12 protein-coding genes, 10 tRNA genes, 3 rRNA genes and 1 other annotated feature are annotated in these 22,910 nt (G+C 40.0%); of the genes, 21 read left to right on the top strand and 4 right to left on the bottom strand.

Features of this window, described 5'->3' with window-relative positions:
- Window positions 1-233 precede the first annotated feature (233 nt).
- A complete protein-coding gene (gene guaB, locus IGJ19_RS14495) occupies window positions 234-1,718 on the top strand; it encodes an IMP dehydrogenase (RefSeq protein ID WP_010734584.1) in 1,485 nt (494 codons plus the stop codon).
- Between the two features lie 69 nt (window positions 1,719-1,787).
- Here guaB and serS read toward each other — a convergent pair whose 3' ends face one another.
- From serS to IGJ19_RS14480, 3 genes are all read right to left on the bottom strand, one after another.
- Entirely contained in the window at window positions 1,788-3,059 is a 1,272-nt protein-coding gene (serS, locus tag IGJ19_RS14490; protein ID WP_074801145.1) for a serine--tRNA ligase, read from the bottom strand.
- A 50-nt stretch (window positions 3,060-3,109) separates the two neighbouring features.
- Window positions 3,110-3,322, bottom strand: a binding site (T-box leader).
- Between the two features lie 25 nt (window positions 3,323-3,347).
- On the bottom strand, window positions 3,348-4,553 hold the full coding sequence (locus IGJ19_RS14485) for a sensor histidine kinase (protein WP_176285327.1): 1,206 nt from the start codon (window positions 4,551-4,553) through the stop codon (window positions 3,348-3,350).
- Entirely contained in the window at window positions 4,540-5,229 is a 690-nt protein-coding gene (locus IGJ19_RS14480; protein WP_010734587.1) for a response regulator transcription factor, read from the bottom strand. The genes IGJ19_RS14485 and IGJ19_RS14480 overlap by 14 nt, the downstream gene beginning before the upstream one ends.
- Before the next feature lie 883 nt (window positions 5,230-6,112).
- Between IGJ19_RS14480 and IGJ19_RS14475 the strand changes: the two genes are divergently transcribed.
- The 18 genes from IGJ19_RS14475 (at window position 6,113) to gor (ending at window position 18,983) form a co-directional block, all read left to right on the top strand.
- Window positions 6,113-7,673, top strand: a 16S ribosomal RNA gene (locus tag IGJ19_RS14475).
- 77 nt (window positions 7,674-7,750) lie between these two features.
- Window positions 7,751-7,823: transfer RNA gene (locus IGJ19_RS14470), tRNA-Ala, on the top strand.
- A gap of 181 nt (window positions 7,824-8,004) precedes the next feature.
- Window positions 8,005-10,919, top strand: a 23S ribosomal RNA gene (locus tag IGJ19_RS14465).
- Between the two features lie 89 nt (window positions 10,920-11,008).
- Window positions 11,009-11,124 (top strand): 5S ribosomal RNA (gene rrf / locus IGJ19_RS14460).
- Together the 16S, 23S and 5S rRNA genes with 10 tRNA genes alongside form the textbook arrangement of a ribosomal RNA operon.
- A gap of 12 nt (window positions 11,125-11,136) precedes the next feature.
- Window positions 11,137-11,209: transfer RNA gene (locus tag IGJ19_RS14455), tRNA-Val, on the top strand.
- A 3-nt stretch (window positions 11,210-11,212) separates the two neighbouring features.
- A tRNA-Lys gene (locus IGJ19_RS14450) sits at window positions 11,213-11,285 on the top strand.
- A gap of 7 nt (window positions 11,286-11,292) precedes the next feature.
- Window positions 11,293-11,374 (top strand) — tRNA-Leu (locus IGJ19_RS14445).
- A 26-nt stretch (window positions 11,375-11,400) separates the two neighbouring features.
- Window positions 11,401-11,473: transfer RNA gene (locus tag IGJ19_RS14440), tRNA-Thr, on the top strand.
- A 10-nt stretch (window positions 11,474-11,483) separates the two neighbouring features.
- Window positions 11,484-11,555 (top strand) — tRNA-Gly (locus tag IGJ19_RS14435).
- A gap of 17 nt (window positions 11,556-11,572) precedes the next feature.
- Window positions 11,573-11,658: transfer RNA gene (locus tag IGJ19_RS14430), tRNA-Leu, on the top strand.
- A gap of 10 nt (window positions 11,659-11,668) precedes the next feature.
- Window positions 11,669-11,742 (top strand) — tRNA-Arg (locus IGJ19_RS14425).
- A 17-nt stretch (window positions 11,743-11,759) separates the two neighbouring features.
- Window positions 11,760-11,833: transfer RNA gene (locus IGJ19_RS14420), tRNA-Pro, on the top strand.
- 62 nt (window positions 11,834-11,895) lie between these two features.
- Window positions 11,896-11,969, top strand: a tRNA-Arg gene (locus tag IGJ19_RS14415).
- 165 nt (window positions 11,970-12,134) lie between these two features.
- Window positions 12,135-12,602, top strand: a complete 468-nt coding sequence (locus tag IGJ19_RS14410; protein WP_010733901.1) for a CtsR family transcriptional regulator — start codon at window positions 12,135-12,137, stop codon at window positions 12,600-12,602.
- 7 nt (window positions 12,603-12,609) lie between these two features.
- On the top strand, window positions 12,610-15,084 hold the full coding sequence (locus IGJ19_RS14405; RefSeq protein ID WP_071867594.1) for an ATP-dependent Clp protease ATP-binding subunit: 2,475 nt from the start codon (window positions 12,610-12,612) through the stop codon (window positions 15,082-15,084).
- A 224-nt stretch (window positions 15,085-15,308) separates the two neighbouring features.
- Window positions 15,309-16,232, top strand: a complete 924-nt coding sequence (locus tag IGJ19_RS14400; RefSeq protein WP_074801031.1) for a peptidase U32 family protein — start codon at window positions 15,309-15,311, stop codon at window positions 16,230-16,232.
- A gap of 18 nt (window positions 16,233-16,250) precedes the next feature.
- A complete protein-coding gene (locus IGJ19_RS14395; protein WP_071867593.1) occupies window positions 16,251-17,492 on the top strand; it encodes a peptidase U32 family protein in 1,242 nt (413 codons plus the stop codon).
- A 144-nt stretch (window positions 17,493-17,636) separates the two neighbouring features.
- Window positions 17,637-18,983: a glutathione-disulfide reductase gene (gene gor, locus IGJ19_RS14390; protein WP_142433093.1), complete on the top strand. Its 1,347-nt coding sequence runs from the start codon at window positions 17,637-17,639 to the stop codon at window positions 18,981-18,983.
- A gap of 82 nt (window positions 18,984-19,065) precedes the next feature.
- Here the strand turns inward: gor and IGJ19_RS14385 are convergent, their stop codons facing one another.
- Window positions 19,066-20,496, bottom strand: a complete 1,431-nt coding sequence (locus IGJ19_RS14385) for a helix-turn-helix domain-containing protein (RefSeq protein WP_108173737.1) — start codon at window positions 20,494-20,496, stop codon at window positions 19,066-19,068.
- A 477-nt stretch (window positions 20,497-20,973) separates the two neighbouring features.
- Here IGJ19_RS14385 and IGJ19_RS14380 point away from each other — a divergent pair, with 477 nt between their 5' ends.
- Together IGJ19_RS14380 and IGJ19_RS14375 are read left to right on the top strand one after the other, a co-directional pair.
- Window positions 20,974-22,395 carry a helix-turn-helix domain-containing protein gene (locus tag IGJ19_RS14380; RefSeq protein ID WP_071867590.1) on the top strand — a complete coding sequence of 474 codons (1,422 nt, stop codon included), beginning with the start codon at window positions 20,974-20,976 and terminating at the stop codon, window positions 22,393-22,395.
- Window positions 22,396-22,549: 154 nt separating this feature from the next.
- Window positions 22,550-22,891 carry a hypothetical protein gene (locus tag IGJ19_RS14375; protein ID WP_430604258.1) on the top strand — a complete coding sequence of 114 codons (342 nt, stop codon included), beginning with the start codon at window positions 22,550-22,552 and terminating at the stop codon, window positions 22,889-22,891.
- Window positions 22,892-22,910: the final 19 nt, after the last annotated feature.

Here is a 22,910-nt window from a genome sequence, read left to right as displayed (position 1 = left end):
TTTAGTAAAAATATTGAGTAAGAAAAAAGAACGTGCAGTGTAAGACGAAAGCGCTAACTAACATTTGATTTTGATCAAATATTAGGAGACGCTTCATTATGCTAGTACGCTCTTTTTTTAGGATTCACTGAGTAGTTCCTTAGAAAAAACAAGGGATTAGTAGAAGTTGTTGACTTACAAAAGAAAATCGATTATTTTAGTAGATAAACTAAACAAGAGGAGTGGTACTAAAAATGTCCAACTGGGAAACAAAGTTCACGAAAAAAGGATTTACTTTTGATGATGTCTTATTGATACCAGCAGAAAGTCACGTGTTACCAAACGAAGTGGATATGAGTGTACAATTAGCAAAAAATATCAAATTGAATATTCCTATCATCAGTGCAAGTATGGATACAGTTACTGACAGCAAAATGGCGATTGCTATGGCAAGACAGGGTGGCCTAGGTGTCATCCATAAAAACATGACAATCAGCGAACAAGCAGATGAAGTACGTAAAGTGAAACGTTCTGAAAGTGGCGTAATCATTGACCCATTCTTCTTGACACCACAACACTTGGTCGCAGATGCTGAAGAATTGATGAGCAGATACCGTATCAGTGGTGTGCCAATCGTTGAAACATTGGAAAACCGCAAATTAGTAGGAATCATTACAAACCGTGATATGCGTTTTGTTACAGACTTCCATATCGAAATCAGTGAAGTCATGACAAAAGAAAACTTAGTAACAGCCCCAGTAGGCACTTCTCTAAAAGATGCAGAAAAAATCTTACAACAACATAAAATCGAAAAACTACCGATCGTTGATGATGCAGGCCGATTAAGTGGTTTGATCACGATCAAAGATATCGAAAAAGTGATCGAGTTTCCAAATGCAGCAAAAGATGAACATGGTCGTTTGTTGGTAGCTGCCGCAGTTGGTGTCACTAGCGACACATTTGAACGTGCACAAGCTTTACTTGATGCTGGCGCAGATGCCATTGTCATTGATACGGCGCATGGACATAGCGCAGGTGTGATCCGTAAAATCCAAGAAATTCGTACCACATTTAAAGATGCAACATTGATTGCTGGTAATGTAGCAACAGCAGAAGCAACAAAAGCTTTATACGATGTAGGTGTTGACGTGGTGAAAGTAGGTATCGGACCAGGTTCGATTTGTACGACACGTGTGGTTGCTGGTGTGGGTGTTCCTCAATTAACAGCTATTTACGATGCAGCTTCAGTTGCACGCCAATATGGAAAAACCATTATTGCAGATGGTGGGATTAAATATTCTGGTGATATCGTCAAAGCTTTAGCAGCGGGTGGACATGCGGTCATGTTAGGTAGTATGTTGGCAGGTACTGATGAATCTCCAGGTGAATTTGAAATCTATCAAGGTCGTCGTTTCAAGACGTACCGTGGAATGGGTTCATTAGGCGCCATGGAAAAAGGATCAAAAGACCGTTACTTCCAAGGTGGCACGAATGAAGCCAATAAGTTAGTGCCAGAAGGTATTGAAGGCCGCGTAGCGTACAAAGGAAGCGTGGCAGACATTCTCTTCCAAATGATTGGTGGTTTAAAATCAGGGATGGGTTATGTTGGATCAGCAAACCTAAAACAATTAAGAGATGATGCACAGTTCATTCAAATGAGTGGCAGTGGGCTGAAAGAATCTCATCCGCATGATGTACAAATTACGAAAGAAGCACCAAACTATTCTGTAGAATCATAATCAAACTTTTTGATCATAAAAAAGCAGCTAAGCAATTCGTGCCAACGAATCACTTAGCTGCTTTATTGTTTATTTGATTACTTTTAGGTTCCCCATGTAAGGCACGAGTACTTCTGGAACTGTGACTGAACCATCTTCATTTTGATAGTTTTCAAGGATGGCAGCAACCGTACGGCCAACTGCTAAACCAGAACCATTTAATGTATGTGCATAATGGATTTTTCCATCAGCATCTCGGTAACGGATCATCGCACGGCGCGCTTGGAAATCTTCACAGTTTGAGCAAGAACTGATTTCACGATACGTATCTTGTGCAGGAATCCATACTTCTAAATCGTACGTTTTCGCTGCTGAGAAGCCCATATCTCCAGTTGATAATGTCATAACACGGTAAGGTAAGTGTAGTTTCTTCAAAATGTCCTCTGCGTCAGCGGTCATTTTTTCAAGTTCTTCATATGAATGTTCTGCATCAGCGAATTTCACCATTTCTACTTTATTGAACTGATGAAGACGAATCAATCCACGAGTATCACGACCGGCACTACCTGCTTCTGAACGGAATGCTGGGCTAAGTGCAGTGAAGTAAACAGGTAAATCTTCTTTTGCTAAGATTTCATTGCTGTAGTAGTTTGTTAAAGGAACTTCGGCTGTTGGGATCAAGGTTAAATCTGTATCAGCTAATTGGAAAACATCTTCTTTAAATTTAGGAAATTGACCAGTACCAAACATGGCTTGGCTGTTGACAGCATAAGGTGTCATCATTTCAGTATAGCCATGTTCATAGACGTGTTGATCTAACATAAAATTATAAAGGGCACGTTCTAAGCGAGCACCTAATCCTTTATAGTAAACAAAGCGGCTTCCTGATACTTTTGCCCCACGTTCAAAATCAAGAATACCTAGATTTTCAGCAATTTCCCAGTGAGGTTTTGGTTCAAAAGCAAATTGACGAGGTTCACTCCAACGACGAGCTTCCACGTTATCCTCTTCATCTTTACCCACCGGCACAGTGTCATGAGGCAAATTTGGGAGAGTTGTAGCGATTTGTTGTAATTTTTCATCAACTTGTGCAACTTCTTCATCTAGTGCTTTGATTTTCCCACCGACTTCTTTCATTTCAGCGATCTTCGCAGTTGCATCTTCTTTATTACGCTTTAATTGGGCAATTTCAGCAGATACATCATTACGATATTTTTTCAATTCTTCACTTTCAACCAACAATTTTCTACGAGATTCATCTAACTCCACAAACTCCGCTAAGATTTCTTTTTTAACGCCACGTGACGTTAATTTTTCTTGTACATAATCAACATTTTGACGGATCATTTTAATATCTAACATTTCTTTTCCTCCTTTTTTGTATAAAAAAAACCAGCTCATCCAAAGAAATATCTTGGGACGAACTGGTTTGAGTTTCGCGGTACCACCCAAGTTCAGTCTACTGAGACTGCACTTGTAAACAGATAACGGCTGTTACCGACCTTTCTTATTTCGAAAGGCACAATAGGTGAACTGGAACTTCGAAATTATTTTTTACTGATTTGCACCAACCATCAGCTCTCTTGAAAAAAATAAAATGTACTGGGTTCACTGTTTTCTTTTATTTGTATCCTAAGAATAGCGAAAAATTTAGTTTCCGTCAATATGTTCTGTCAGATTGCCGACTAACTTTTCATTTTTTTTAAGCGGGAAATGCATGATAAAAGACGTCCAATCTTGATCTGACTTCGCATAGATATAGCCACCATGTAATGCTACGATACTTTGTGCAATGGCTAGACCAAGCCCTGTTCCGCCAGTTTCTTGTGAACGGGATTCTTCCACGCGGTAAAATCGATCAAATAGATTGTCAATGGCTTGTTGGGGAATCATGGTACCATTGTTTTTGACAACAACGATGACTTCTGAACCAAGTTGTTCAATTTCAATGATGATTTTAGTAGCTCCTTTGCCATATTTTAGGGCATTCGTTAATAAATTATTGAATACGCGAACTAACTTTTCGGTATCACCATCCATGATCAGTGAATTGATTGGAGATTCAACAAAAATTTGGATATCCTTTTTAGAAGCTTCTAGTTCAAAATCAGCTGCTAATTGTTCAATCAATTGGATCAAATCAAATGCAGAAAAATTCACAGGAACCGCCGGCTGACGTACCTTGGTATACTCGAACAAATCTTCTACCAATGATTTCATTTGTTTCGCTTTGACATAAGCAGTATGGGTATATTTCAACAAATCTTCTTCTGTTTGGTACTGACCATCTTCAATAAGACCTAAATAGCCAATAATTGATGTTAAAGGTGTGCGAATATCATGACTGACGTTTGTAATCAGTTCGTCTTTTGATTTTTCAATTTTACGTTCATCTTCAATCGCCGCCACCGTACTATCCACTAAGCCATTGATACTTTTGACTACACGACTAAGATCGCCACTTAATTCGAAAGGGATACGATGGTCATAATTGCCATTAGCGATATAATGTAATTCGCTAATAATATGTCGTAATTGCATTTGTCGGTAGCGACGAATCAATCGCCAGTATAATACACCAACATCTAATAGAAAGAAAACAGGAAAAATAAAGTTTCGACCATTCCAAAACAAATCACTATCTAAACGCTGGGCAAAAATATTTTTAGAATCCCAAATAGCATTTGTCAAAGAAGGTGAACTACTGATGATCGAACTGATAATGACCAACATCGCTACATTCAATAGAAGCAGAAGGATGATCGTAATGATTCCTTCTGCTAATAATTCACTGATTTCTTTAGATGTCAGATTGATCCGGCGTCGTTTTTCGATCACTTTTTTATCTTGCATCAATTTTATAGCCCACTCCCCAAACGGTTTGAATGACTTTTTCTCCACCTGTTGCTTCTTCGATCTTGTCTCTTAAATGACTAACATGAACCATTACTGTTTTAGCAGAGACAATACTTTCTTGTTTCCAGACACGCTCAAAGATTTCATCTGCACTGAATACATGGTTAGGATGACTTGCAAGAAGATATAGAATACCAAATTCTAAGGCAGTCAGTTGGATTTCTTTTCCATCGATTGTTTTGACTTCATGTGAGTCTTTATTGATGATCAAGGCATTTACTTCTAGGACATCCGGTTGATCCGGCGTCACTTGCATTTTTGTGCGACGTAACAAAGATTTCACACGAGCCATTACCTCAAGAGGATTAAATGGTTTCGTCACATAATCATCTGCACCAGCAACTAACCCTTTGATTTTATCCATATCAGTCGTTTTCGCTGTTAACATAATGATAGGGATTTGTGATTCTTTTCTTAATTCTTTGACCACTTGCATGCCATCCATTTCAGGCATCATGATGTCTAGAATAAGTAATTCAATATCAGGGATTGTTCGTACTTTTGATAATGCTTCTTTTCCATCATAGGCTTTTACTGCTTCGTAGCCTTCATTGTGTACGTAGATACTAAGTAATTCAACAATTTCCTTGTCGTCATCTGCGATTAATATTTTCATAAATAGATCCTCCATCGATTAATGTGTTTACTCTTAATATTTTAGCAAAAAAAAAGATAAATAGATAAAAGCAGCGCTTTGTTAAGGAAAATTTTAGAAGAAGAGGGGGGAGAAGGGGGGAAATCTAAGATAAAAGAGGAGTCAAAAATAGAAAGTGATTTAAATCAAGGAGAAACATCATTTAAACGAAGTAATAAATTGAGAACACTTACACAATAATAGTATGAAAAAAGAAATTTGATCAAGCAAATGAAAAGATGAACATTATCATAGTGAAACTAGTTTAAATAGGAGAAAAAACACGTAAAAAACGAATGATTTTGTGCTTCCTGTTTTTAATGATCGACTCTCTTAAAAATGTTGATAAATCAGCCTTTTTTTAGTTGACTTTCAAAATTGATGTTGGTATATTATTATTTGTTCGAAAGAACGGAAAACAAACAAATCGATTCTTAAAATTAGTGATTGACATGTTTGTTGACACATGATAAGATAACGAAGTTGCTTTTGGGTGATTCACTGATTGAAGTTAGTTTCGCAAAGAAAAAGACAAAAAAAGTGATTGACAAATAACAAACAACAAGTTATTATAAGTGAGTTGCTAAAACGACCTCGTGAAAAAAGAGTTCGAAAAACTTTTAAAAAATAGTTGACAATCATTTGAGAGTTTGCTAAGATATAAAAGTTGCTACGGCAATCACAAACGATAAGTTGAGACAGTTGTGTTTCATTTATCACGTAGACCTTTGAAAACTGAACAAAGTAAGACAAACCAAATGTGTAGGGCGTCTTGATTCAATTCAAGACAACAAACATTTTTAACAAGCAAGCAATATGCTAGCAAACAATTGAGCTTAACAATCGAAAGATTGTTCTAACTTTTATTTATGAGAGTTTGATCCTGGCTCAGGACGAACGCTGGCGGCGTGCCTAATACATGCAAGTCGAACGCTTCTTTTCCCACCGGAGCTTGCTCCACCGGGAAAAGAGGAGTGGCGAACGGGTGAGTAACACGTGGGTAACCTGCCCATCAGAAGGGGATAACACTTGGAAACAGGTGCTAATACCGTATAACAATCGAAACCGCATGGTTTCGTTTTGAAAGGCGCTTTACGGTGCCGCTGATGGATGGACCCGCGGTGCATTAGCTAGTTGGTGAGGTAACGGCTCACCAAGGCCACGATGCATAGCCGACCTGAGAGGGTGATCGGCCACATTGGGACTGAGACACGGCCCAAACTCCTACGGGAGGCAGCAGTAGGGAATCTTCGGCAATGGACGAAAGTCTGACCGAGCAACGCCGCGTGAGTGAAGAAGGTTTTCGGATCGTAAAACTCTGTTGTTAGAGAAGAACAAGGGTGAGAGTAACTGTTCACCCCTTGACGGTATCTAACCAGAAAGCCACGGCTAACTACGTGCCAGCAGCCGCGGTAATACGTAGGTGGCAAGCGTTGTCCGGATTTATTGGGCGTAAAGCGAGCGCAGGCGGTTTCTTAAGTCTGATGTGAAAGCCCCCGGCTCAACCGGGGAGGGTCATTGGAAACTGGGAGACTTGAGTGCAGAAGAGGAGAGTGGAATTCCATGTGTAGCGGTGAAATGCGTAGATATATGGAGGAACACCAGTGGCGAAGGCGGCTCTCTGGTCTGTAACTGACGCTGAGGCTCGAAAGCGTGGGGAGCAAACAGGATTAGATACCCTGGTAGTCCACGCCGTAAACGATGAGTGCTAAGTGTTGGAGGGTTTCCGCCCTTCAGTGCTGCAGCTAACGCATTAAGCACTCCGCCTGGGGAGTACGACCGCAAGGTTGAAACTCAAAGGAATTGACGGGGGCCCGCACAAGCGGTGGAGCATGTGGTTTAATTCGAAGCAACGCGAAGAACCTTACCAGGTCTTGACATCCTTTGACCACTCTAGAGATAGAGCTTCCCCTTCGGGGGCAAAGTGACAGGTGGTGCATGGTTGTCGTCAGCTCGTGTCGTGAGATGTTGGGTTAAGTCCCGCAACGAGCGCAACCCTTATTGTTAGTTGCCATCATTTAGTTGGGCACTCTAGCAAGACTGCCGGTGACAAACCGGAGGAAGGTGGGGATGACGTCAAATCATCATGCCCCTTATGACCTGGGCTACACACGTGCTACAATGGGAAGTACAACGAGTCGCGAAGTCGCGAGGCTAAGCTAATCTCTTAAAGCTTCTCTCAGTTCGGATTGTAGGCTGCAACTCGCCTACATGAAGCCGGAATCGCTAGTAATCGCGGATCAGCACGCCGCGGTGAATACGTTCCCGGGCCTTGTACACACCGCCCGTCACACCACGAGAGTTTGTAACACCCGAAGTCGGTGAGGTAACCTTTTTGGAGCCAGCCGCCTAAGGTGGGATAGATGATTGGGGTGAAGTCGTAACAAGGTAGCCGTATCGGAAGGTGCGGCTGGATCACCTCCTTTCTAAGGAATATTACGGAGACTACACACGTTTGTCGATACTTTGTTCAGTTTTGAGAGGTCTACTCAAAATGTAACCCGGGGCCTTAGCTCAGCTGGGAGAGCGCCTGCTTTGCACGCAGGAGGTCAGCGGTTCGATCCCGCTAGGCTCCATTAACAACGTATGTTGTTATATACTTGTTCATTGAAAACTGGATATTGAAGTAAAAATGTAAGTAATACAAACCGAGAACACCGCGTTGAATGAGTTTTTTAATAAGTTCAATTGCTTATTTTTCTTGATTGGACTTCTATCGCTAGAAGAAAGATCAAAACCCAACCGCAAGGTTGATAAGGTTAAGTGAATAAGGGCGCACGGTGGATGCCTTGGCACTAGGAGCCGATGAAGGACGGGACTAACACCGATATGCTTTGGGGAGCTGTACGTAAGCTATGATCCAGAGATTTCCGAATGGGGGAACCCAGCATCTTTTATAGGATGTTACGTATACGTGAATACATAGCGTATACGAGGTAGACGCAGAGAACTGAAACATCTAAGTACCTGCAGGAAGAGAAAGAAAATTCGATTCCCTGAGTAGCGGCGAGCGAAACGGGAAAAGCCCAAACCAATGAGCTTGCTCATTGGGGTTGTAGGACTCCAATATGGTAGTTCTTTCAGATAGTCGAATGACTTGGAAAAGTCAGTCAAAGAGGGTGAAAGCCCCGTAGATGAAATTTGGAAGGCACCTAGGAGGATCCTGAGTACGGCGGAACACGAGGAATTCCGTCGGAATCCGGGAGGACCATCTCCCAAGGCTAAATACTCCCTAGTGACCGATAGTGAACCAGTACCGTGAGGGAAAGGTGAAAAGCACCCCGGAAGGGGAGTGAAATAGAACCTGAAACCGTGTGCCTACAACAAGTCAAAGCCCGTTAATGGGTGATGGCGTGCCTTTTGTAGAATGAACCGGCGAGTTACGATTGCATGCGAGGTTAAGTTGAAGAGACGGAGCCGCAGCGAAAGCGAGTCTGAATAGGGCGTTTGAGTATGTAGTCGTAGACCCGAAACCATGTGATCTACCCATGTCCAGGTTGAAGGTGCGGTAAAACGCACTGGAGGACCGAACCCACGTACGTTGAAAAGTGCGGGGATGAGGTGTGGGTAGCGGAGAAATTCCAAACGAACTTGGAGATAGCTGGTTCTCTCCGAAATAGCTTTAGGGCTAGCCTCGGAATTGAGAATGATGGAGGTAGAGCACTGTTTGGACTAGGGGCCCATCTCGGGTTACCGAATTCAGATAAACTCCGAATGCCATTCATTCATATCCGGGAGTCAGACTGTGAGTGATAAGATCCATAGTCGAAAGGGAAACAGCCCAGACCACCAGCTAAGGTCCCAAAATATATGTTAAGTGGAAAAGGATGTGGGGTTGCACAGACAACTAGGATGTTGGCTTAGAAGCAGCCACCATTTAAAGAGTGCGTAATAGCTCACTAGTCGAGTGACCCTGCGCCGAAAATGTACCGGGGCTAAACATATTACCGAAGCTGTGGAGTACACCTTTAGGTGTATTGGTAGGAGAGCGTTCTAAGGGCGTTGAAGGTAGATCGTGAGGACTGCTGGAGCGCTTAGAAGTGAGAATGCCGGTATGAGTAGCGAAAGACAGGTGAGAATCCTGTCCACCGAATGACTAAGGTTTCCTGGGGAAGGCTCGTCCGCCCAGGGTTAGTCGGGACCTAAGCCGAGGCCGACAGGCGTAGGCGATGGACAACAGGTTGATATTCCTGTACTCGTTGTTTTTGTTTGAGCAATGGAGGGACGCAGGAGGCTAAGGAATGCAGACGATCGGAAATGTCTGTCCAAGCAGTAAGTCTTGATAGGAGTCAAATGCTTCTAACTTTAAGGACAAGCTGTGATGGGGAGGGAAATAATAGTACCGAAGTTCCTGACGTCACACTGCCGAGAAAAGCTTCTAGTGAGAAAACAACGACCCGTACCGCAAACCGACACAGGTAGTCGAGGAGAGAATCCTAAGGTGAGCGAGAGAACTCTCGTTAAGGAACTCGGCAAAATGACCCCGTAACTTCGGGAGAAGGGGTGCTGATCGTCAGATCAGCCGCAGTGAATAGGCCCAAGCGACTGTTTATCAAAAACACAGGTCTCTGCAAAATCGTAAGATGAAGTATAGGGGCTGACGCCTGCCCGGTGCTGGAAGGTTAAGAGGAGTGCTTAGCGTAAGCGAAGGTACGAATTGAAGCCCCAGTAAACGGCGGCCGTAACTATAACGGTCCTAAGGTAGCGAAATTCCTTGTCGGGTAAGTTCCGACCCGCACGAAAGGCGTAACGATTTGGGCACTGTCTCAACGAGAGACTCGGTGAAATTTTAGTACCTGTGAAGATGCAGGTTACCCGCGACAGGACGGAAAGACCCCATGGAGCTTTACTGTAGTTTGATATTGAGTGTCTGTACCGCATGTACAGGATAGGTAGGAGCCGTAGAAATCGGAACGCTAGTTTCGATGGAGGCGCTGGTGGGATACTACCCCTGCGTTATGGCCACTCTAACCCGCACCACTTATCGTGGTGGGAGACAGTGTCAGATGGGCAGTTTGACTGGGGCGGTCGCCTCCTAAAGAGTAACGGAGGCGCCCAAAGGTTCCCTCAGAATGGTTGGAAATCATTCGAAGAGTGTAAAGGCAGAAGGGAGCTTGACTGCGAGACCTACAAGTCGAGCAGGGACGAAAGTCGGGCTTAGTGATCCGGTGGTTCCGCATGGAAGGGCCATCGCTCAACGGATAAAAGCTACCCTGGGGATAACAGGCTTATCTCCCCCAAGAGTCCACATCGACGGGGAGGTTTGGCACCTCGATGTCGGCTCGTCGCATCCTGGGGCTGTAGTCGGTCCCAAGGGTTGGGCTGTTCGCCCATTAAAGCGGCACGCGAGCTGGGTTCAGAACGTCGTGAGACAGTTCGGTCCCTATCCGTCGCGGGCGTTGGAAATTTGAGAGGAGCTGTCCTTAGTACGAGAGGACCGGGATGGACTTACCGCTGGTGTACCAGTTGTTCTGCCAAGGGCATTGCTGGGTAGCTATGTAGGGAAGGGATAAACGCTGAAAGCATCTAAGTGTGAAGCCCACCTCAAGATGAGATTTCCCATTTCTTTAAGAAAGTAAGATCCCTGAGAGATGATCAGGTAGATAGGTCAGGAGTGGAAGTACAGTGATGTATGGAGCGGACTGATACTAATCGATCGAGGACTTAACCAAAATAAAATGAAAAACTCGGAGAGTTTCTTACTGATACTTCAAATCCAGTTTTGAGTGAACAAGATTTACTCAATATAGATAACACCAAGTGTGGTGGCGATGGCGAGAAGGATACACCTGTAACCATGCCGAACACAGAAGTTAAGCTTCTTAGCGCCGATTGTAGTGAGGGGTTGCCCCTTGTGAGAGTAGGACGCCGCCACGCTTTGTTATCTTTGGAGGTTTAGCTCAGCTGGGAGAGCATCTGCCTTACAAGCAGAGGGTCAGCGGTTCGATCCCGTTAACCTCCATATGAGCCGTTAGCTCAGTTGGTAGAGCATCTGACTTTTAATCAGAGGGTCACAGGTTCGAGCCCTGTACGGCTCATATTTTTGCGGGTGTGGCGGAATTGGCAGACGCACTAGATTTAGGATCTAGCGCCTTACGGCGTGGGGGTTCAAGTCCCTTCACCCGCATCATATGATTTATTCTATTTTTTTACGCCGGCTTAGCTCAGTTGGTAGAGCATCTGATTTGTAATCAGAGGGTCGAGGGTTCAAGTCCTTTAGCCGGCATCGTAAATATGCGGAAATAGCTCAGTGGTAGAGCACCACCTTGCCAAGGTGGGGGTCGCGGGTTCGAACCCCGTTTTCCGCTTTGCCAATGTACTACGCGCCGGGGTGGCGGAACTGGCAGACGCACAGGACTTAAAATCCTGCGGTGAGTGATCACCGTACCGGTTCGATTCCGGTCCTCGGCATTACAAATATGCGCCCATAGCTCAATTGGATAGAGTGTTTGACTACGGATCAAAAGGTTAGGGGTTCGACTCCTCTTGGGCGCGTAGTCTTTTTATTTTTTCGGGAAGTAGCTCAGCTTGGTAGAGCACTTGGTTTGGGACCAAGGGGTCGCAGGTTCGAATCCTGTCTTCCCGATTTTTTTATTTGTTGCAAAGTCATACGTTCTATTGTATGATTATTTTTAATTAATTGAATATGCGCCCATAGCTCAATTGGATAGAGTGTTTGACTACGGATCAAAAGGTTAGGGGTTCGACTCCTCTTGGGCGCGTTGGAAAAACTGGGACTTCATTGAATTCCTAGTTTTTTTTATTTACATAAATAAATGGTCTTTTATCGTTATTCTTCGAATCAAATATCTAACAAGCGTTCTCCTTTCATTCTACCTATAAATTCGCTATAATTAAGGTCAATATTAGTCAAAGGAATGAGTGGGATGGCACAACAAAATACTTCGGATCTAATTGAATCATATATAAAAAAGATCCTGGAAAAAAACGAGATGATCGAGCTTCGAAGGATTGAATTGGCAGATCTATTTAACTGCGTTCCTTCACAAATCAATTATGTGATCAATACACGATTTACGATTCAACGCGGCTATCTGGTTGAGAGTAAACGTGGTGGTGGTGGGTATATCCGCATTGCAAAAGTGAGAATGTCGGATAAAAAACAAATGCTTGAACGAATCAACTTGCTATTTGGCGAAACGATTAATGAAAAAAATGCCTACGCCATTATTCAGAAACTATATGAAGACCAAATCATTACCAAAAAAGAAGGAAACTTGATGTTGAGTGCGATTGCTAAAAATACGTTGAACATCAATGAGACAGAAGATTATACACGTGCTCGAATTCTACGAGCCTTTTTAGAACGATTAAGCTATGAAGATGGGGAGTGAAATTTAAATGGCAGAAATATTTACAGAAAGAGCACAACGTGTGTTAGAAATTGCCCAAGAAGAAGCAAAACGCTTCAAACATCAAGCGGTAAGTTCAGAACATATATTATTGGCTTTAGTGATCGAACCCAACGGGATTGCTGGGAAAGTATTACGAGATATGAAATTGAATGAAAAAGATATTTATGAAGAAATCGAGCATTTAGTCGGTTATGGTACAGTGAAAACTTATGCAAAAGGTGTATTTCTCCCTTATTCTCCTCGAATGAAACAAATTTTTGCTTTGGCAAATAGTGAAGTGAATAAAATGGGTACACAAAAGGTAGGAACTGAGCATATTTTACTTAGTCTATTAAAAGATGAGAGTATCATGGCTACTCGTATCATGATCAACTTGGGGATTAGTTTGAGCAAAGTTCGTCAGTCATTGAAGCGTACGATGGGTACGGAAAGTAGTACCGGTGGTATTCGCCGACGCAATCCACAAGAAAAGCGAGCAATGACACAAGGTACTCCTACGTTAGATTCTTTAGCTAGAGACTTAACTAAGTTAGCAAAAGAAAACAGGTTAGATCCAGTCGTAGGTCGTTCAAGAGAAGTCAAACGGTTGATCCAGATACTTAGTCGCCGAACAAAAAACAATCCTGTTTTAGTTGGAGAACCCGGTGTCGGTAAAACTGCGATTGCAGAAGGATTGGCTCAAAAAATCATTTTAGGTGAAGTACCTGAAGAAATGAAAGCAAAACGTTTGATGATGTTAGACATGGGGGCGTTAGTCGCTGGGACGAAGTATCGGGGAGAATTTGAAGATCGAATGAAAAAAGTCATTGATGAAATTTATCATGATGGTCAAGTTATTCTCTTTATTGATGAATTACACACATTGATTGGTGCTGGTGGTGCAGAAGGTGCCATCGATGCATCGAATATTTTGAAACCAGCGTTAGCACGTGGAGAATTACAAACGATTGGCGCGACAACATTAGACGAATACCAAAAATACATTGAAAAAGACTCGGCATTGGAACGACGCTTTGCACGTATCCAAGTAGATGAGCCGACAGCAGATGAAGCGGAAGAAATCTTACGTGGTTTACGTTCACGCTATGAGGAACATCATCATGTGGAGATCACCGATGAAGCAGTACGAGCGGCAGTCAATCTTTCTGTTCGATATATCACTTCCAGACAGTTACCAGATAAAGCGATCGACTTGATTGATGAATCAGCAGCGAAAGTTCGATTGGAACAAGCGGACGATTTGTCAGAAACGACGATACTGAAACAAGAGATCGATCAAGTGAATAAAGAAAAAGAACAGGCGATTCAAAAACAAGATTTTGAAACAGCTGCGCATTTACGTAGACAAGAAAAAAGCTTAATGAAAAAACTAGAAAAACGTTTAGCGATTGAAGCAAAACATCAAAATGGCTTTGCGGATCGGGTGACTGAAGAAGATGTAGCTACTGTTGTTTCGGAGTGGACAGGTGTACCATTGCAACAGTTAGAAAAGAAAGAAAGTCAACGATTACTGGAACTAGAAGCACTGCTTCACGAACGTGTTGTAGGACAAGATGAAGCGGTCAAAGCTGTTTCTCGTGCGATCAGACGGGCGCGTAGTGGCTTAAAAGATCCAAATCGCCCGATTGGTTCCTTCATGTTTTTAGGTCCAACAGGAGTCGGAAAAACAGAACTTGCGAAAGCATTGTCAGAAGTGATGTTTGGTGAAGAGGACGCATTGATTCGTGTCGACATGTCTGAATTCATGGAGAAGTATAGTACGAGTCGTTTGATTGGTTCGCCTCCAGGCTATGTGGGTTATGATGAAGGTGGACAATTGACAGAAAAAATTCGTCAAAAACCTTACTCAGTTATCTTGCTAGATGAAGTGGAAAAAGCCCATCCAGATGTCTTCAATTTATTATTACAAGTGTTAGATGATGGTCATTTAACAGATGCTAAAGGAAGAAAAGTAGACTTTAGAAATACGATCATGATCATGACTTCTAATATTGGTGCTACTCAAATCCGTGAGGAAAAAAATGTTGGATTCAACGTCCAAGATATTACTAAAGATCATCAAGCGATGCAAAAACGGATACTTGAAGAGCTGAAGAAAGCTTTCCGCCCTGAATTCTTGAACCGTATCGATGAGACAGTCGTTTTCCATTCATTAACAAAAGATGAAGTCCATGCGATTGTTCAAATCATGAGTCAATCGATCGTCAAACGATTGAAAGAACAAGATATCTTAGTGAAAATCACACCAGCAGCAGTTGATGTGATTGGAAAAGTCGGTTTTGATCCAGAGTATGGTGCACGGCCACTAAGAAGGGCATTACAAAAAGAAGTAGAAGATCGTTTGAGCGAAGCTTTGCTTGGAGGAGAAATCCATTTAGGCGATCAAATCACTGTTGGCGCTTCGAAGGGCAAAATCACAGTAAATGTGCGTGAACCTAAGAAAATAACTACTAAAGTATAATGACAGAGTGAGATCCCAACAGAAATAGCTAAGCCAGAAACCCAAAAATCATTTGATTTTTTGGGTTTTTTGTTTTCCTAAAGAGCTACTTCTAAATCAATAGGGATACATTGTATAAAACAGAAATTATTTTACAGTATCGTTACAATCAATAATAAATGTAAGAAGTATTGGAAAGTTTTCAGAGCTGTGCTACTATTATGGAGTTGTAGGAGGAGGAAATGATGATCGAAATCATAACTACTATAGAATCAATGAAACAAGCAGAAGAATTGCTTGAAGCAGGAGTGGATACCTTATATTTTGGGGAAGAACGCTTCGGTCTACGCTTACCAGCTTCTTTTACAAGAGAAGAACAACGCGAATTAGTTGCGCTGGCACATCGGTACGGTAAAAAAGTAAATATAGCTGTCAATGGGATCATTCATCCTGAAAAAATGAAAAAAGTTCCAGAGTATCTGCTTTTTTTAAAAGAAATCAATGTGGATAAGATCACAGTTGGTGATACTGGGATTATTTATACCATGAGAAAAAATCCAGAGTTGAACATTCCTTATGTCTTTGATGCAGAAACATTAGTGACGAGTGCGCGACAAATCAATTTTTGGGCAAAAAAAGGAGCGATTTCTGCTGTTTTAGCACGAGAAGTGCCATTTGATGAGATGAAAGAGATGGAGAACAAGTTGATGATACCTGTCGAAACTCTTGTGTATGGAGCTACATGCATCCATCAATCGAAACGTCCATTGTTACAGAATTACTATAACTACACGCAACAGGACGAAAAAAAAGATCGTGAAAGAGGACTCTTTCTCGCTGAACCTAAAAAAGAAGATACACATTATTCGATTTATGAAGATTCACATGGTACGCATATTTTTGCGAATAATGACATCAATTTAAGTAATGAACTCCCACAGCTTTATGCCCATCATTTCCGTACCTGGAAATTAGATGGCGTTTTTACGCCTGGTGAAGCATTTGTTGAGATCACTAAATTATTTGTTGAGGCAAAAAAAGCATTATTAGCAGACACATGGACAGAAACGTTAGCACAAGAAATGACGAATAAGATCAATGGATTACATCCAACGAATCGAGGACTTGATACAGGTTTCTTTTATATTGATCCTGAATCTATCAAGTAAGGAGTATGGTGAAATAAAATGACAACAAAAAGAAAATTAAAACGTCCAGAAGTTTTAGCACCAGCCGGCACGCTTGAAAAACTAAAAACAGCTATCCATTATGGCGCAGATGCTGTGTATATTGGTGGTAATGCTTATGGGTTACGTAGTCGCGCAGGAAACTTTACCTATGAAGAAATGGCAGAAGGCGTTGCATTCGCAAAAGAACATCAAGCGAAAGTGTATGTAGCAGCAAATATGGTCACACATGAAGGAAATGACGAAGGAGCCGGTGAATTTTTCCGTAACCTGCGCGATGTGGGGATTTCAGCAGTGATCGTCTCTGATCCAGCACTTATTGAGATCTGTGCCACCGAAGCCCCTGGCTTACCTATCCATCTATCGACTCAAGCTTCTGCTACCAACTATGAAACATTAGAATTTTGGAAAGAAGAAGGCTTGGAACGTGTAGTTTTAGCTCGGGAAGTTTCGATGGAAGAAGTCGCTGAGATCCGTCGACATACTGATGTAGAGATTGAAGCATTCATCCATGGAGCAATGTGTATCTCTTATTCAGGACGTTGTACGTTGTCGAATCATATGTCGATGCGGGATGCCAATCGTGGAGGCTGTTCACAATCTTGTCGTTGGAAATATGAATTGTATGATTTGCCATTTGGACAAGAGAGAAACTCTTTGACAGATGCTGGCGAGATCGAAGAAGAGTTTTCGATGAGTGCAGTAGATATGTCGATGATCGAACATATTCCTGACTTGATTGAAAATGGCGTAGATAGTTTTAAAATCGAAGGTCGAATGAAGTCGATCCATTATGTATCAACTGTCGCAAATGTCTATAAAGCAGCTGTAGATAGTTATATGGAAGATCCTGAAAACTATGTGTGCAAACAAGAATGGATCGATGAGTTATGGAAAGTGGCTCAACGAGAATTGGCAACAGGATTTTATTACGATACACCTAGCGAAAATGAACAATTATTTGGTGAACGTCGTAAGATCCCTGTATACAAATTTGTCGGAGAAGTTTTATCTTATGACGAGGAGACGAAACAAGCGACAATCCGTCAGAGAAACCTCTTTTCTGTAGGGGATGAAATCGAATTTTATGGGCCTGGATTTACTCACTTCAGTCAAATGGTTGAGATGATGCACAATGAAGAAGGAGAATCCATTGATCGCGCACCAAATCCTATGATGATTTTGACCATGCCAGTCGCACAACCAGTTAAACCTGGAGATATGATTAGAAAAAGAAAATAATTTTTTAAGCAATCAAGCGAAATGAGCATCTCGTCAACAGAATGACTAGAAACGTGCTACACTTATTTTTTGTAAGAGCTGATAAAAAGTTTATTGAAAAATAAGCGGTAGGATGTTGCATCAGCTGCTAAAAGGAGGAACAAGATGAAAACATATGATTATATTGTCATTGGCGGAGGATCTGGAGGCATTGCTTCAGCGAATCGAGCTGGTATGCATGGAGCAAAAGTATTATTGATTGAAGGCAATGAACTAGGTGGAACGTGCGTCAATGTCGGATGTGTTCCAAAAAAAGTGATGTGGCAAGCAAGCACGATATTAGAAACAATCGAACGTGATGCTTCAAGCTATGGTATCCAAGCGGACGTTAAACATGTTGACTTTAAAGAACTAGTAGAGAAACGCGAGAAATACATTGATTTCCTTCATGGCGCTTATCAAAGAGGTTTAGATAGTAATAACGTTGAAGCAATCAAAGGCTATGCTCGCTTTGTAGATAGTCAAACCGTTGAAGTAAACGGTGAAAGCTATCAAGCAAATCATATTTTGATTGCTACCGGTGGCAAGCCAAGCAAGATGACGATTCCTGGCGGAGAATATGCCATTGATTCAAACGGATTTTTTGCATTGACAGAATTACCAAAATCGACGATCGTATTAGGTGCGGGTTATATTGCAGCTGAACTTTCAGGTGTGTTAAATGGCTTGGGAAGTGAAGTGATGTGGGCTTATCGTAAAGAACGTCCATTACGTACGTTTGATAAAATGTTATCTGATAACTTGATTGAGATGTATCAAGAAGCAGGAATACACACTTATGCAAACTTTACGGCTCGTGAAATAACAAAGAACGGGGATGTCTACACCGTTACCTTTGAAAATGGGGAAACACTAATGGCAGAGTGTGTGTTATTTGCTGGCGGACGTGTACCGAATACAGATGCATTAGGAATCGAAAAAACGAATGTTGAATTAGATGAAAAAGGATTTATCAAAGTGGATAAATTCCAAAATACAACCGATTCACACATCTATGCCATTGGTGATGTAATTGGTAAAATCGACTTGACGCCAGTAGCGATTGCCGCAGGTCGTCGTTTGTCAGAAAGACTATTCAATGGAAAAGAAAATTCGTATTTAGACTATGATTTAGTTCCAACAGTCGTCTTTACTCATCCACCGATTGCAACCATCGGCTTGACAGAAGAGCAAGCGTTGACGACATACGGTGAAGGACAATTGAAAATCTATCGTTCACGATTCACGCCAATGTATTTTGCTTTAAACGATTATCGACAAAAATGTGAAATGAAATTGATCTGTGTGGGTGAAGAAGAAAAAATTGTTGGGCTGCATGCCATTGGTGTAGGTGTCGATGAAATGTTACAAGGTTTTGCAGTAGCGATCAAAATGGGGGCAACCAAAGCAGATTTTGACAATACAGTAGCTATCCATCCAACAGGCGCAGAAGAATTTGTTACAATGCGTTAAGTCGTTAGTATGTTGAGGAAATACTCATACAGAAAAAGCAGACGGAATATGCGTCTGCTTTTTCTGATTTATGCAGATAAACCTATGTATAAAGAACTGTTTCAATGTTATTCCAAAAAGAGGTTGTTGGTATTTTAGAAATTTTAATCGTTTTAGCTTTCGTTTTAGCTTGGTTCAGTTCGATGTCTGTTAAAACTAAATCATATTGATTGACTGTATCGTAGTTTACTTGAAAAATATTATCAGTATATGTATGGATACTATGAATCGCAGGAATTTTTTTGAATAACAGTTGCTTATACAGTGCAAGTGTCCTTTCTTCCTGATAAGAAACAATCAAAATAGACACCTTTTTCTTGTAAGGAAAAACGGCCGTCAGTAAAGAAGGTGACAATGAAATCAATTCTAACAGTAACTCTTCATAGAGTAATTGATTCCGTTTGATCATCATTAATCCAGCATGGTCAATAGCTTGATTGTATGCTTTTAGTATCTGGGGCGAATGTGTAAATAGGATTTCTGATAAAATCTGTAGATACGTTGTTTTAAAGAATTGTCGGTTTTTATTGTAATTGATCAACTCACTCAATTTCTGAATACCATCTTGATTCAAAGAGAAGTCTTGGGATAATGAACGATAAAAGTATTCTGAAAATTGTCGAATCCGTTGATATTCCCCATGATTGCTAGGTGCTGACTGAATACAAGGGAAATAGATTTTTTTATCTAATAGATTTGATACAGTTGTGGTTGTCACATTAAAACCGTATTCTTTTTCAATGATTGAACAAAACACTGTATTATTTTTTATGATTTCAAAAAAAGAAGGATCGCTGATTGGCTTTTCTTTATTCGCTGATAACAAATGACCTTGTCCAATCCGAATGATTGCTGTGTAAAGATAAAAACTATTTATAATAACTTTATATGTACTAATTGTTTGATGTGTTGCTTGCTTTTTATAGTAACGTTGTAACACATCGAATATGTGATAAAAATGGGGCAATTGCTGTGGCGTATATTGCTCACGAAACATACTACAGAAGAATTGCCTGATGTAACTTTCATCCCCAATGATTTTGAGTTTTGAGGAGATATGTATGGATAATGGCGCATTGATCTCGCTGAAATAAGTATTGATATTTGCAATGATCCGGCGAATACTTGTTTCACTTAAATATAGTTTATTTGCTAATTTAGATAACGTTGGCTCTACTTCAAAAATCATCTGTAGTATTTGTACATTCGTTGATTGATTGAGTATTTGTTTGATTAAATCTTCCAAATTGATCTCTGGTGGTAATAGTAAAGAAGCTACTTGATATTTATCGGTGCTGATACAAACTGGTGCATATGTATGGTTAAAAAACACAATATCGGTCAATAATGTTTTTTTTGTTACCCCAAGTTGTTCCGCTAAAGTCGAACAGTCAATGGCGGCCATACCTAAGAGTAAAGCTAGTTTGATCTGCCTTTCAGAAGTCTTTTCAAGCATATTTGTTCGTTTTATCATACTTTTCAGATCTCCTAAAAAATAGAAAATCTGTTTTTTCACATCCTTTATTCATATTATAAACATTATTTTATCATACTTTTCTAATTATTCGAGTTTTTCTTTTTATTCTAATCGGTGGTTATTTAAAAGTGAGATTGCCTTCATTATTTAATAAGTATTATTTTAAAAAAAACAGTATATGATAATCTAAATAACTAGAAGTAGTCAATTGACACACGCAAAAGTAAAATTTTCTGATACATGTTTTTTTATTTCTATGATTTAAATTTTTTTATCTAGCAAAAAAAAATTAAGAATAACATCTATCGATGGACTAAATGGTCTATTTCACTTACAAATCTTTAACTATAACATTCAAGCGATGTGATCATTGAACTTGTTTTTAATAAAACAGAAAAACTAATATTAAGAAATTATCGAAAAAGCTGTACGATACATTATAGGTTTTTTAAAAAAGAAAGGAGCTTGTTGACTATGGGTGTACTTGAGAAACAATTAGAGAGACAAATTTCATTGCTTTATTTGCTAAATATTGAGTCATCGAATATTAGTAATCTGGCCAAAGAATTGAGTATTACAGATAAAACGATTGCGGCAGATATCGATAGTTTCAATACCACTTGTTTTCCTGCTCGTATTGAAACCAATCAATACAAAGAGGTATCGCTTTCGATACCGAAGAAATTGAATTTGGATGATATATTTGTCAGGATACTTAATAATTCAACAAATGTGAAAATTTTAAAGTACATATTCATTACAGAACCTTCTCTATCTGAGATTGCGACAAAATTATTTTTAAGTAAAACGAGTATTCGTAGAATTGTCGCGAAAATCAATACATATTTCTTGAAAGAAAAAATCAATGTCCAAATTAATTTAGAGAACAAATTAACGATTACTGGAAATGAAATTGAGATTCGACGTTTATTTGCTAGTATGTTCAAGGAAATTTATAAAGTAAAAGAATTTCCTTACTTCGATACGATTTATCAGATGCTCAGACGTTGTTTGAAGGCACAAAAAAGAATGGTTAGCACACCTAAAGTGATTTATTCGGTGTATTATATTTATTCATCAATTATTCGAATTGGCAATAAACATCTTATTCCCGAGAAAGAATTGATCGACAATGAGCAAATCGTAGGTACCATCTTGGAGATCATCCAAAGTGATACAGTCTTTTGTACGTTGATGAGTCAAAAATATAAATTCAATGTCACACAAAAAAATGTTTCCAATATTCTCACTTCCTATTTTGGTCTAATGTTTACAGAGGTCCAACATCGTGATCAGAGATTAGAGCAGAATATTGAAAAATTTCTTCAAAGCTTTTACAGTCTATTAGCGATTGACATGCCGATCAACACTACGGAAATCGAATATTTTTTTGATTTCATCAATTTTTATAAAGAATTAGCCATCTTCAAAGTAAGCTATGCAGATATATTTTATAAAAAAATGATGGAGAACAATCCTAAGATCTGGCAAGCCTATCAAAAATCTTTGCAAATTGCTCAATTAAATTTTGTCGAACAAAGCGAACTATTACATAAAGAACTATTACTCGAATTAATCATTTCTTCAAATGATTTGTTACGGATGATTGAACCAAAAATACAAGAGAAATCGATTTTATTATTAAGTTCTCAAGAAATTGGCTTATCTCTTTTATATAAAAATTTGATTTTACATAAGCATCCATTTTTAAAAAATATTGATATCTATGAGAAGGACGTTTTTTCTATCGATTATCAATTAATTAATCAATATGATTTGATCTTGACTGATCTATCCTTAAATTTTGATCGGATCACGTCCGAAATTTTGAAAATCTCTAAAGTTCCTACTTCTATTTTTTGGAATAATTTTGAGCAGTGTCTTTACTCTTCTTAATAAAAATCGTTATGTGGGACGTTTTTTTCATCTTTTTATCAATTTTGAAAAAATAGATAGTAGTGGCAGTCGAAACTCAGGTACGCTTAAAGCACCCACTAGTTAGTATTGGTTAGGATAGGTATATTATGGAGAAAGTGAGCTGGAAAGTTAGTTGAATAAGTTAGCGATTTTATTATTGTTTGGGGTATATAGTGCAGCATTCAAAGTGTTATCTTTAGTTTTTAAAGTACTTTGGTTAGTCACCAAAGTACTTGGTAATTTCATTGGAAAAATGATCAAAAAAGGCTGGGAAAAAAGGGCACAAAAGAGAGCACTTGCACGTTCACATAAATTAGCTTCACACCAAAGAGAAAACAATCTAGATCGTACGTCTGTTCATTCAAGCATGTCAAAAGATAGTCGATTGAACACGCGGGTGTCACAAGCACAAAAACAAACGAATCGTCTTGGTACCTATTCTGGTCAATCTCTAATGACAGGACATTCGAGATAATGTAAATCAAGATGAGAAG

Source organism: Enterococcus sp. DIV1368b, from assembly GCF_050529595.1.
Taxonomy (GTDB): Bacteria; Bacillota; Bacilli; order Lactobacillales; family Enterococcaceae; genus Enterococcus_B; species Enterococcus_B mundtii.
This window is presented reverse-complemented; position numbering and strand designations above follow the sequence as displayed.